This is a genomic window from Oscillibacter sp. CU971, from assembly GCF_905219725.1.
In the GTDB taxonomy this organism is placed as follows: domain Bacteria; phylum Bacillota; class Clostridia; order Oscillospirales; family Oscillospiraceae; genus Oscillibacter.
The window spans coordinates 1-13,428 of record NZ_CAJMXG010000072.1; the positions used below are offsets into that span (position 1 = coordinate 1).

Sequence of the window (13,428 nt, forward strand, 5' to 3'; positions counted from 1 at the left end):
CCTTGGGGGCGGGCTCGGCTGGAATTTCTTCCCCCTTAATTTTGGCGATCAAACTATTAATATTTCCAAGGAAACTGTCGACATCTTCATTAAGGGGCTGCTCTGCTTCCACCTTCTCCATTTCCTCCCGGAAATAATCCACAGAGTGGAGCATCACGTCGAAAAGCGCCGGACGGTCCTCATCTTTCACCACGGACATGGTGCCCTCCCGAATAAGGAAGAACATGTCCTCGATGCGGTGAGAAACCCGGGCCAGCGTATCGAACTCCATCATGGCGGAGGAGCCCTTGATGGTATGCATGATGCGGAAGATCTCGTTGACATTGTCCTGAGAGAATGTATTTTCCTTTTCCGCGTCCAGAACGATGCTCTCCAGCTGCTCCAGAAGCGTATTGGTTTCGTAGATGTACATATCCAGGATATCATTGTTGCTCACGAAAACACCACCTTATCAGCCTTTTTCATTACTATCGACCTGTTGCGCTAAAANAATAAGTAGCAGCGGCAAGTTTTTTCTGTGAGGTGTCTTGAATGCCCGAACTGCTCGGCGCCACCAACCCGGTACCCGGTTATGATAAGACCACGGTTAACCGGAATATCTCGGTTTCCCCGGACAATACTCAAATTCAAAACGTCCCCGATCCCAGCAAGGTCGTCCGCGCCGACGNGCGGACGGAACAGCAAGACAGCAACCTCCAGGGGGACGGGGGAATCCGTTACGACTCCAACTTTCAAACCTTCCTCCAGCGGCTGCGGGACACTCCCAGCCTGGCGGACAGCCTCTCCCGCATCTTCTNGGGACGGGGGGGCATCGTCGTCTCCTCCGGCCTCAGCGCCGGCATCGCGGAGGAGATGGGCCGCCTGCTGGAAATGCTGCGGATGGACGAGAGCCAGCTTCTGGACTTTCTCCAGGGCCANTTCAAAACCGGCACCNGCTTCGNCGNGGCCCNCTTCGCCCTGCTCCGCAGCGCCTATGCCCGGGCCGCCTCCGAGGGGGTGCGGACGGATATCCTGCAATTTTTGAAAGCCTACGTGGACTTCGACTCCACCACCCACATCGAGGGCAACCTCCTCCGGGACCTCCAGTCCATGGCGGACGCCATGCCCGCCAGCTGGGCGGAGAAGCTCCGGGACCTGACGGCCCAGCTCCAAAACGGCATCGCCGCGGGAAACCGGCAGGGAAACCTCCAGCTTCTCCAGCGGGAGATCTTCCCCTATATGTCCTCTTATGTGGAGCGGACCCATGACATGGGCACCCCCCGGGCCCTTTTGACCATGCTGGCGCTGAACGTGGCCCGGTATGAAAACGGCTCCGAGGAAAAGCTGCTGGAGGGCTTTCACCAGCTCAGCGGCTACGGCACCTTGAAGGGCCAGCTGGGGGGCATCGACGACCAGTCGCTGCTGCTGCTGCTCAAGAACCGGGGCGGCGGGGATTCCAAGGCCGNNGAGTTCTCCAACCACCTGGCCTCCGCCGCCGCCCGGGCCTTCCGGGGCGAGGGCAGCGCCGAGGTGCAGCAGGCCTTCCAGAACCTTATTGCCGCCATGCTGGTAAACGAGAGCGTCTATATGCCCATCAACCACTACCTCCTCCCACTGGAGTGGGACGGGAGGATGCTCTTCTCCGAGCTGTGGGTAGACCCCAACGCCGAGGACGAGCAAAACCGGGGCGGAGACGGAGGCGCCAGGAACACCATGCGTTTCCTGTTCAAGATGGATGTCCAGGGCCTGGGTCTGTTCGATGTGATCCTCGCCGCCCAGGGGACGGACGTGGACGTGCAGATCGCCTGCCCGGACAAGGCGGCCCCCTTCTCCAAGCAGATCGGGGACGCCGTTTCCCAGATACTGGCCCGGAACGACCTCAGGCCCGCCCGGGTGGCCGTCCGGCGGATGGACCGCCCGGTTACGCTGACCGAGGTGTTCCCCAAAATCTTTGAAGGGAAGAACAGCATCAATGTCAAGATCTGAAGGAACNNCCAGGGCCAAGAAGGCCGTGGCCCTGCAATACGGCCCGGGGGNNACCGCGCCGGTGATCGTGGCCTCCGGCATGGGATATATGGCGGAAAAGATTGTGGAGACCGCCGCCGACTGCGGCGTGCCCATCTATGAGGACAATTCCCTGTCCACCATCCTGACCCAGCTGAAGCTGGGTCAGGAAATTCCGGAAAGCCTGTATCAGGCCATTGTGGAGATTTACGTGTACTTCCTCCACTTCGACCCCACCGGAAATGTGAAAACCCAGCAGGAGAGCGGCCGGACGCCGCCCCGCGAAACGGAGGAAACCACATGACAGCANACCGTACCTACCTGATTCTGGACACCCAGAACCACGCCCTGGCCAACGGCCAGCTGGCCACGGNGCCGGGAGACTCTCCCATGCGGCTGAACATCCAGGACCACAAGGTGGACNACGTAATGGCCCACGAGGTGGTCACCCTCTTCAGCTCCAGCAGCGAGGAGCTGCCCATTCAGTGCCGCATCCTCCGCCAGCGGGGAGACGCGGTGCTCCTGGAGAAGATCGCCACCCTGGACCCGGAGGTCCGGCGGAACCTGCGGGTGCCGGTGAAGTTCAGCACCTTCCTCTACCCGCTGCCCGGCTCTTCCTGGACGGGGCGGCGGAGCGTGCAGTCCATTGACCTTAGCTGCGGCGGNATCGCTTTCTACGCGGACTGCCAGCTGGAGCTGCACGAGCAGATGGAGATCGTCATCGTCCCTACGGAGGAGCCGGTGATCCTGCGCTGTGAGATTCTCCGAAAACAGGAGCTGCAAAACGACCGTTTTCTGTACGCGACCAAGTTCGTGGACATGTGCGAGGACGAGGAGGTCGTGGTGCGGGAGGCCGTGTTCAGCCTCCAGCTGCAAAGCCGCGGCGCCCAGGACTGACGGAACGAGGAGGAAAGAAGTTATGACAAAAACACCCCGCGCCCACCGCGCCCGCATNCCAGGGTCCGTCCGTCTGACGGCCCTGGTTCTCACTGCCCTGACCCTCTGCGCCTTTCTCGCCGTCCGCCCCGTCCGGGCGGCGGAGTGGATGACCCCCTATCTGGAGCAGGTCCAGGAGTGGGGCGTCATGCGCGGCGACTCCCAAGGCAACCTCCACGAGGACCGGAACATCACCCGGGCGGAGTTCGTCACCCTGGTGAACCGGGCCTTCGGCTATGAGGAGCCCAGCCCCAGCAACCCCTTTACCGATGTGAATCCCAACGACTGGTTTGCCGAGGATGTCAGCATCGCCCACCAGGCGGGCTACTTCAACGGCACCAGCGACTCCACCGCCTCCCCCTATTCCCTGGTGACCCGGGAGCAGGCCGCCGTCTTTCTGGGCCGGTGCCTCCGGTTCCAGGGCGTGCCCAACGCCGCCAACTCCACCTTTACCGACATGCACGAAATCGGCGGCTGGAGCCGTCCCCTGGTACAGGAGGCCGCGGAGCTGGGCATCATCCAGGGCTACGCCGACGGCAGCTTCCGCCCCAACCTGCCCATCACCCGGGGCCAGATGGCCTGCTTTTTGGTCCGCGCCCTGGGCACCCTGGTCCAGGAGCCCGGCGAGCAGACCTCCGGCGGCGTGTACGGCAACCTGACCATCACCACCCCCGGGGTGAAATTGAAAGACACTACCGTCACCGGCAACCTCTACCTCACCGGCGGCGTAGGCCTGGGAAACGTGGAACTGGAAAACGTCAACGTCATGGGCAAAATCATCATCTGCGGCGGCGGCGAGGCCGAGGCGGGCAAGCAGAGCGTCCTTTTGCGCAACGTCACCGCGGGCGCCTTGGAACTGGACAGCCTGACGGAGCAGTTCCTCTCCATTCAGGCCGAGGGCCTCACCAACATTGGAGAGGTCNCCCTCCGCACCCCCGGCTACTTGGAGGACCGGACCGAGGACGGCCTGGGCTTCCAGACCATCCGGCTGGACGGCGTCGCGGGTTCCCTCTTCCAGCTGGCGGGCAACATCAAGCGGGTGGTAAACCTGACTCCGGAATCCACCCTCCAGCTGGCCCANGGCGTGGCCGACGTGATCACCATGGACGAAAAGGCCGTGGACGCCAAGCTGACCATTGACGACCGGGCCTCCATCCGGGAGCTGAACCTGGACCGGGGCACCGACGTAGACGGCAAGGGAAGCATCGGGCACCTGAACATCAATGCCCCGGATTCCAATGTCACCATGCTGCCGGATACCATTTATATCCGGCCCGGCATCACCGGAAACGTCTATAACCAAGACATGGATAACATTGCCGCCGCCGAATCCTCCGAGGACCCCCGGCTGCTGGCGGGCTATCCCAAAGCAAAAAACATCGCCCCCACCTCCGCCAGCGCGGTGTTCAGCACCAATAAACCCGGCACCATCCACTGGGNTATCANCGCCTTGATGGACGGCTCCCTGGGGGAGGAGGAGCTGATGAACCCCGGCTCCCATCCCAAGATTCTCCGCAGCGGCACCCTCAAGGCCACCGCCTCCAACACGGAGTTCACCGCCCGGCTGACGGGCCTGACAAAGCAGGGCTCTTACTACATCTCCGCCCTGCTGGAGGATGCCCGGGGCCGGAGGAGCCCCGTGAAGATCGCGGCCTTCACCACGCCGGATGACACCGCCCCCAACTTTGTCAGCGGCTATCCCCAGACCCCCATCCTGACGGTGGACGCGGACAACGAGCAGGTGGCCCAGATCATGGTCATGGCCAATAAGGACTGCCAGATGTACTACGTCCTTCTGCCCAAGGGCGCCGCGGCTCCCACGCCGGCGGACTTCCGCTCCGCAGCCCTGCCGGGGAACCTGGGCTACGGCATTGTGGACTTGAAGAAGAACACGCCCTTCCTGGTCTCCCGGATCAACACCTCCCACCTCCAGGAGCAGACTCAGTACGACCTCTATCTCTGGCTCAACGACGCGGACAACGGGAAAAGCTCCGCCGTGAAGAAAGTCACGTTTACTACAAAGGACATGACCCCGCCCACGATTCAGTTCCTGCGCACCAAGGTCATCGCCGCCCGGCAGGTGACGATGGAATTCGCCCTGGATGAGCCCGGCGTGCTGTACTGGGCCGTGGTAAAGCAGGGGGCCGCCTTCTATGGCNGCGGCATTGACANAGANAATCNNGGCCTTGCNGGACAGCTCCAAATTGAAAACGGCACCGGCAGCAACGTCGTCCGCCGGGGCGGTCCCGTCCGGGCCGCCAGGGCCGGAACTGGCTATAACTTCGNNATCCGCGGACTGGAGCCCCAGACGGCCTATGACCTTTACTACGTGGCCAAAGACCTGGCCGGGAACTACTGCGTCTATACCAAGGAACTGACGCCTCCCATGACCATCAACACCTTGGACAACGAGCCCCCCACCGTCAAGCAAACGTTCACCAACGAGCCCGAGGGCAGCCCCGAAACCCGGCCTACGCCCTATCCCACCTCCACGGTGAACCTGGTCTTCTCCGAGGTGGTCCTGGCCGCCCGGAACGAAAACGGCGAGGATTTCTTCGACAGCTTTGAAGAGGCTTACAACAACGCCCAGGGCGGAAGCGAGGAATACGCCAAGATTTTCGCCGACCTCCTGCGCAAGCATATCAAGCTCTATCGCCAGCCCGCCCGGGGCACGCCGGTGCTGGTCTCTGAGCGGACGGCGGAAAACGCCTCCACCATCGGCAGCGACTGGGTCATCGACTACCGCTTCGCCACCGTCAGCCGGGACCGCACCGGCACAGGGGAAATGACCATCTCCTTCCCCTGCAAGGACAACGACAANGGGGCAAGCGCCATCAATCTGGGCAGCGGCCAGTCCTACTTCTTCATTGTCTCGGACATCNNGGACAACTCCGACGCCCACAACCGCATGAAACATAACGTCCAAACCCCCTCGGAGGGCTATAAGCTCCCCGTCTTCACCACGGTGGACGCTCAGCTGGAATACCAAAAGGGCCCCCGTACCGGTCCCATTGACGCCAGCGGAAATCCCCTGGTTTTCGACATGAGCTTCACCCTGGAGCCCAAGAACACCGGCAACGCCGGACCGGAAACCGTTTGGGACATGATTCTCTGGACCAAGGACCATATGACCATCGACCTCTACCGCAAAACCGCCAGCGGAACGTGGGAAAAGATCCTTGCAGACACGCTTTTCAACGTCACGCCCCGAAATCCCGAGGTAGGCCTGAGCCTTGCCCACACCATCTGGAAGCAGGGAGGTCAGACCACCCAGGTCTACCCGCTGCAGGCCCTGAGAGCCGTAACGGAAAACCAGGANTACGGNATTGTCGTCAAGAGCCTGAATGGTGTTGACAAACGGGAAAACTTCACCGGAACCGTCAAAATGGACGTCTTGGTAGTGGCCAAGGATGAGAGCTCCATGACCGCGTTGATTGAGAAATCCCTGACGCCCACGGTCTACGACAACCNCCAGCNGTCCAACGACCGGGTGGACGAAATCGGAACGCCCTCCAAGAAGTGGCCCCTGGAGCACACCTTCCAGGACACAAAGCCCCCCACGTTCATCAGCGACACACCTACCATCATTCCCAGCGATACGGGAGTCACCATCAACTTCCTGCTCAGCCGCACTCCCAGTCATTACTATTACGTGATTGCCGAGGCCGGGGAAATCTCCACCACCTTGACCGACGGCACCCACATCGGCCTGGGTGACCGGCCCAGCTGGGAGAAGCTGCCGGAGAGCGGCTATGGCATCACGGAGCCCAATGTCTCCGCCCCGGTCAGCCTTGCCATTACCAACCCCGACGACAGCCTGATCCATGGCAACGACCCCTATCCCGGCAAGATGGTAAACCTCCAAGTTCTAAACAAACTGGAGCCCCTCACCCCCTACATCGTCTACTTCGTTCTGGAGGGTGAATCCCAGGACTCCACCTCCGCCGTCTATGCCTNCCGCTTCGAGACCNGCAAGGTCTCACGTCCCGTCCNCCAGGCCACGCTGAGCAACCCCTCCGCCTCGGTCAGTTCCCTGGCGGTGCCCAAATCCGTTTCCGGCGCAACGGGCGTGAAAAAGGATGCGGATGTTAACTACCTGGTTATCAACGATCTAAAAATCGGCGATCCGCTGAACGGCATGATGGCCGACCACTGGGATCCCACCTATGCCGAAGCAATGAACATTTCCCCCGGCCGGATCGCGGAGGCGAGAACCAAGTACATCGGATACAGCTTCCTGGAAGCCATGGCCACCCAATTCGTCTACAACGACGAAAACTACGGCACAGTGTTCGACCTCTTCTGCAGCCCCTCCACTCAGGAAATGCTGGGCGGCTGGTTCAACACCGCCCAAACCGACGGCACCAATATCATCAAAGTCGGCATTGGGCAGGGCAGCGGTCTGCAATTGCGGACACCTTCCTGGCAGCAGAAAGTGGACTGCACCAAGGAGCTGAGCAACGCCAGCGGAAAATATTGGTTTGTCGCCTGCGGNCNGNGAGACGGCNCCNNCTATGNCTTTACCGCNGCACGGTACTTGACCAATCCCAACGAGAAGCATCCCATGGTTAACGCCATCAGCTTCGAGTCGGAGGCCTACGCAACCAGGGAAGATGCTCTGGCAGCGCTTAACCAAGGCGTCAGCGGACCTCTCTCCATTGCCTTTGACAACCCAATCTACTACGCCTACAATGGCAATGAACTCATGCAGGTTNTCGACACATCCCCTGCAAACCTGCTCGTGTATGAGGGCTACTACGCCAGCTCCCTCACCTTCAAGTCCATAAGTCCCAGCATCAAGCACGTACCGCAAATCAAAGATCTCAGCGCTTATCNCCCGGGCTCCACTCTGCCGAAGTGCAGCACCCTGTCCTTCACGGTTACAAACGCCAAGCTGGGCGCGTACATCGAATTTGACAAGTACCTTGCCCATGAAAACGCCAACTACGGCCAGGCGGGCTTAACCATCCGCCTTGACGTAGCGCAGGACAAAAACGGCTTCTGGCGGCCTATGTTTATCATCGCCACAGAAGGCTGGGACGCTACCACGAATTAAAAACAGCACCACAGCCCCCTGAGGGCGGGCATCACAGCCCGCCCTCTTTTTCGCTTTTTGGAAAAGGAGTGTATGCTTTATGAAATCCCGTATTCTCCGCCGGGCCGGAGCGCTGCTGCTGGCCTTGACGCTGGCGTGCTCCCTGCTGGCCATCCCGGCCGCGGCGGATACCCCCGTCAGTTCCATTAGCTTGGACGTAGCCGATTATCACTTTTCTGCTATTGGTCAAACATATCAGCTTTCCGCAACCATTCAACCCCAAGACGCAACGAACCAGACGCTGGAGTGGAGCAGCGANAATCAACCGGTTGCAACTGTCAGCAGTACCGGANTTATTACCTCCATNGCNCCGNGATCGNCTACCATCACCGTCCGGGNACAGGGTGGCTCCGGTGTCCAGGCATCCTGCACGGTCGACGTACCCGACTCCACATCGACTCCCCCCGCCGTCACCGGGGTGACCGTAACCCCCCCAACAGCCAGTGTTGCCGCCGGAGGCTNAACCAATTTGTCTGCTTCTGTTCAGCCCAACGGCGCAGACCAGTCCGTCACATGGTCCGTCTCCCCCAGCTCCTCTCCTGTCACCGTAAGCAGCGGCTTTGTTTCCGTACCTTCCAACACGCCCGCCGGGACGGTTACCATCCGTGCGACATCCGATGCGGACACCTCAAAATCCGATACCTGTACCCTTACGGTAACCGCCTCCTCCGTAACGCCTCCCTCCTCCAGCATCAGCCTGACTCTGGATCGGACCTCTCTCAGCCTCGCCCCGGGTGAAAGCGCCACGTTAGCCTCGGAGGTGACGGGCTCTACAAATCAGTATGTCACCTGGAGATCTGAAAACGACGCCTTAGTCCAGGTCAATACAAACGGTAAAGTCACCGTGTCCCCGAACGCCCCTGTGGGGCGGACCGTCACCATCACCGCCGTCGCCGCCGCGGACCCCCGGGCCACCGCCTTCTGCGTCGTTTCCATTGTGGAGGCCCGGCCGCCCAAGGTCACCAATGTGGCCATCACCAGCCCCGGCACCAATGACTTTAAATTTGTGGACCCGGGCAAAACCTTCCAGCTCAAGGCCACCGTCACCCCCTCCGACGCGCTTGAGGAAGACAAGACCATCACCTGGACCTCCAGTGACACCTCTGTGGCCACCGTCTCTCAAGACGGCACCGTCAAGGGCGTCTCTCCCGGCCCCGCCGTCATCCGCGCCCAGGCAGGAGGGTCCGACGGCCCCACCGCCGTCCGGGAGATTGAGGTCTCCGGCCTCCTGCTGAGCTACGTCAAAAAATCCACTTCCGGCGGCAAAGGCGAAACCGTGAAGCTCTCCGAAAGCAGCGTGGTGGATATCTATCAGTATCGGGACATCAGCGTCATACCCGACGCTTATGGAAACGCCAAATACAAANCCATCANTNGGGAAAGCTCCANCANCTCCGTGGCCCAGGTCATCAGCGGCCGGGTCACCGGCAACTACCCCGGTACCGGCGCGGTCATCAAGGCCGCTGTAGCCGGAACCAGCTACAGCGCCANCTTCAAAGTCNACGTCTCCGAGGACGTGGCCCAGGCCATTACGGTCAACATGGGTTCCGAGCCCTCCTACTCCTTCTCCGGCCTGCTGAGCCAGCTGAACAGCCGCTCCCAGGAAAAGGCCGGCGGCCCCCTGGACAATGTCTATAACCTGAAGGTCTCCACGGAAAACGGCGTGCTCTATTACAAGTACGCCGCCCCCGAGACCCCGGGCCACGGCGTGGGCGGCACGGAGCGCTACTACTACCAGCCCACCGGCCAGGGCCAGATGGCCCTGCGGGACGTGACCTTCGTCCCCCTGCCGGGCTTTGACGGCACCGCCGTGGTAGACTACAACGCCATCTCCACCAACGGAACCACTTTCACCGGAACCATCCGCATTGAGGCCACAGCCACCGGGGACGTGAGCTACTCCACCACCGTAGACCAGCCCGTTTCCTTCTCCGCGGAGCATTTCTCCGCCGTCTGCAAGGGCCGCACCGGCCGGTCCATCAGGTACGTCACCTTCGGCCTGCCCTCCTCCAGCCGGGGCGTTCTCTACTATAACTACAGCCCCACCGGCGAGTACTCTCCCAAGGTGGACAGCAACACCCGGTATTATGCCTCCAGCCGTCCCTTCCTGGACGACATCACCTTCGTCCCGGCCAAGGGCTACGTGGGGGACGTGGACATTCCCTACCGCTGCACCGACAGCTCCGGCGCGTCCTACAGCGGCACGGTCCGCATCCGGGTCTACGGGGCCAATGGAGAGGGCAGCAGCAATGTGGAGTACTCCATTGGCCGGAACCAGCGCCGGAGCCTGAACGGCAGCGACTTCAACGACGCCTGCCAGAGGGCCGCCGGGGGGACGCTGAACTACATCCGCTTCACCAGCCTGCCCTCCTCCAGCACCGGGACCCTCTACCTGAACTACAACAGCAGTTCCAGCAGGAAGGTTGCCACGAACCAAAACTACTACCGGAACTCCACGCCCCGGATCTCCAGCATCACCTTTGTGCCCGCCTCCAATTACAGAGGCACCGTCACCATCCCCTTCACCGGCACCAGCACCACCGGGGCCACCTTCTCCGGCGATCTCANCCTCCNTGTGGACGACGGNGCGGGAACCGTGCACTACAACACCCCCAAGGGCCAGGCCGTCACCTTCGCCGCCGGGGACTTCAACGACGCCGGGCAGGACATCACCGGCCGGACCCTGGACCACATCCGCTTTACCAGCCTGCCCTCCTCCAGCGCGGGAATCCTGTACTATAATTACCACAGCTCCTCCAGCTACCGGGCATCCACCGGCACGGACTACTACCGCAGCAGCTCCCCCTCCATTTCCAATCTCACCTTTGTCCCCGCCTCGGGCTACACGGGCACCGTTTCCATCCCCTTTACCGGCTATGACGCAGACAGCGTCCGCTTCAACGGTACCGTCACCATCTCCGTGGGCGGAGGCGGCAGCCAAATCGTCTCCTACAACGCCGCGGCCAACGGCTTCGTCCGTTTCAACGCCTCGGACTTCAACAGCGCCTGCCGCAGCGCCACCGGAGACACGCTGAACTACGTCCGTTTCGACCTTCCCTCCTCCCAGTACGGCACGCTCTACCACCAGTACAACAGCGCCAGCCGCACCGGGAACACCGTCGGCAGCTCCACCGGGTACTACTATTCCAACAATAGCCGCCTGCTGGGCGACGTGAGCTTCGCCGCGTCCTCCATCTCCGGCACCGTCACCTTCGGCTTCACCGGCTACAGCACCCGGGGGGATTCCTTCAACGGCACCGTGGAGATCACCATTGCCGGCTCCACTTCCACCGGCTCCCTGATCCGCTACACCGGCAGCTCCGCCCACCCCATTTCCTTCCGGGCCGCGGACTTCCAAAGCGCCTGCCAGGCGGCCCTGGGGACCCAGCTTTCCTATGTCCAGTTCAACTCCCTGCCCTACACGGGACACCTCTATCAGAATTACAGCAGCCCCGCCCNGACGGGCACNGGCGTCAACACCGCCACCCATTACAGCTCCCAGCAGCTCAGCCAGATTTCCTACCTGCCCAAGGCGGAGTNTCAGGGAACCCTGACCATCCCCTATACCGCCGTAGACACCCAGGGCGGCACCCACTCCAGCACGGTGGAGCTCCAGCTCTCCAACGGCTACTGCGCCGCCACCTTCGCCGACACCGCCGGCGGCTGGGACTGGGCGAAGCCCTCCATTGAGTTCCTNCGCTNCAGCGGCATCACCACAGGGNACAGCAACAACACCTACCGCCCCGGGNAGNCCATNANCNGNGGAGAGTTCACCCTGATGGTCTGCCGGGCCTTCCAGTTCTCCACCGGCGGCTCCTNCGGCTTCCCCGACGTGCCCGCAAACAGCACCTACGCCGGGGCCGTGGCCGCCGNCAGGGACCTGGGCATCGTCCAGGGCAACAACGGCCGCTTCCAGCCGGACCGGCCCATNACCCGCNAGAGCGCCATGACCATGATCTGCCGGGCCCTGGAGGCCGCGGGGCAGTCTCTGCCCGCCGCCGACGCCGGTCTTCTCTCCTCCTACGCCGACGGCTACCAGGTTTCCGCCTTCGCCCGGCCCTCCGTGGCCGCTCTGGTCCAGATGGGAGCGGTCCGGGGAAACAGCGCTTCCCGCCTTAACCCCGGCGCGGCCATCAGCCGGGCGGAGATGGCCGTTATCCTGCACCGGGTTCTGACCCGCTGACAAGGAGGATCGCCATGGCTTTTTTCAAATCCCTTTTTAAAAAAGAAGAGCCCGCCCCCGTCACCCTGTCGGAGGATTTCCCGGACCTCTACAACGGCATGAAGGTGGAGGTGATGACCCCCGCCAACACCCTGATTTTTGTGGGCAGGCTTCGGCTCCTTCAGGGAAACCAGGTGGACGTTTTGGGGGAAACCGGAGGCTTTCTCCCCCGGGGACTCTACAACCAGCGGGTAAAGCTCCGCTGCTTCCAGCGGGACGGGGACACCCTCACGCTGAACGGCTCCGTGGGCCCCAACGGCCCCAAATTCTGGCGCATCGAACGGCTTCAGTCCCTTCAAAGCAGCGAGAACCGCAACTTNTTCCGCCTGAATGCCGGTGTGGACGGCCAGGTCCGTTCCGTCACCGGGGAGAAATTTCCCTGCAAGGTCCTGGACATCAGCGCCGGAGGCGCCCGGGTTCTGACCACAAAGCTCTTCCAGCTGGAGGCTACCTTCCAGCTGGAGGCCAGCTTTCTTCCAACGGAGGAGCCCTTCACCCTCACCTGCAAGGTCAGGCGGACCTCCGTCCGGGCCCAGACCGCCAGCCCCATGAAGAAGTTTGAGTATGGCTGTCAGTTTATAGAGGTTCCGCCTCGTGAACAGGAGCGGCTGCTCCAGGTCATCTTCACCCTCCAGCGGAAGGTCCTCCGGGCCCGGCGGGAGGAGTGAACGTCCGGTTCCGCATCCAAAAAGGCCATGGATGAGTTTCGTCATCCATGGCCTTTTTGTCTTCCGCCCTTTTAAAATTTCCTCAATCTGGAAATCATACCAGGAAAAGGAGGGCTTTTTCATGCGCGTCACCTTTTCCCAATTCTGCTCCTGCGGGCCGGAGGTCCGGGAGGCTCTTCGGAGCCGCATCGACGATCTAGGGGACCAGGGCCGGAGCTATGAATTCCCCGACTGCCGGATGCCGGAGGGCTGCGTCCCCCAGCAAGCCGTCCTGGGCTTTTTGAAGCGGGACCGGGGGTATCTCCTCTACTGGCGTCCCGCCGTCGCTTACCAGGGCACAAGCGTAGTGCTGGCCGCCCTCTTCGCCCGGAGCGTCTGGCGCTTTGACAGCTACGGGGCCCTGACGGCCCGCCTGGCCTCCCTCCGGCGGGAGGCGGAGGGCTCCGCCTTCCGCCCTCTCCATCCCCCGGTTTCGGCGGAGGGCTCCGCCTTCCGTCCCCTCCGTCCCCCGGTTTCAGCGGAGG

6 protein-coding genes and 1 pseudogene are annotated in these 13,428 nt (G+C 62.0%); 6 read left to right on the forward strand and 1 reads right to left on the reverse strand.

Annotated features, from left to right (window positions below; all coding sequences use genetic code 11):
- The coding region (locus tag JX325_RS07015) for an Hpt domain-containing protein (protein ID WP_204790439.1) at positions 1-436 on the reverse strand (436 nt) is incomplete at its 3' end.
- Between the two features lie 1,515 nt (positions 437-1,951).
- Here JX325_RS07015 and JX325_RS07020 point away from each other — a divergent pair.
- From JX325_RS07020 to JX325_RS07045, 6 genes and pseudogenes are all read left to right on the forward strand, one after another.
- Entirely contained in the window at positions 1,952-2,287 is a 336-nt protein-coding gene (locus JX325_RS07020) for an EscU/YscU/HrcU family type III secretion system export apparatus switch protein (protein WP_204790440.1), read from the forward strand.
- Entirely contained in the window at positions 2,284-2,880 is a 597-nt protein-coding gene (locus JX325_RS07025) for a PilZ domain-containing protein (RefSeq protein ID WP_204790441.1), read from the forward strand. Before JX325_RS07020 ends, JX325_RS07025 begins: the two co-directional genes overlap by 4 nt.
- 22 nt (positions 2,881-2,902) lie before the next feature.
- Positions 2,903-7,975, forward strand: coding sequence for an S-layer homology domain-containing protein (locus tag JX325_RS07030; RefSeq protein ID WP_204790442.1), 5,073 nt, complete (start codon positions 2,903-2,905; stop codon positions 7,973-7,975).
- A 79-nt stretch (positions 7,976-8,054) separates the two neighbouring features.
- Positions 8,055-12,197, forward strand: a pseudogene (locus JX325_RS18435) (Ig-like domain-containing protein).
- A gap of 14 nt (positions 12,198-12,211) precedes the next feature.
- Positions 12,212-12,904 carry a flagellar brake protein gene (locus tag JX325_RS07040; RefSeq protein ID WP_204790443.1) on the forward strand — a complete coding sequence of 231 codons (693 nt, stop codon included), beginning with the start codon at positions 12,212-12,214 and terminating at the stop codon, positions 12,902-12,904.
- Positions 12,905-13,025: 121 nt separating this feature from the next.
- A partial coding sequence (locus JX325_RS07045) for a hypothetical protein (protein ID WP_204790444.1) occupies positions 13,026-13,428 on the forward strand: 403 nt, incomplete at its 3' end.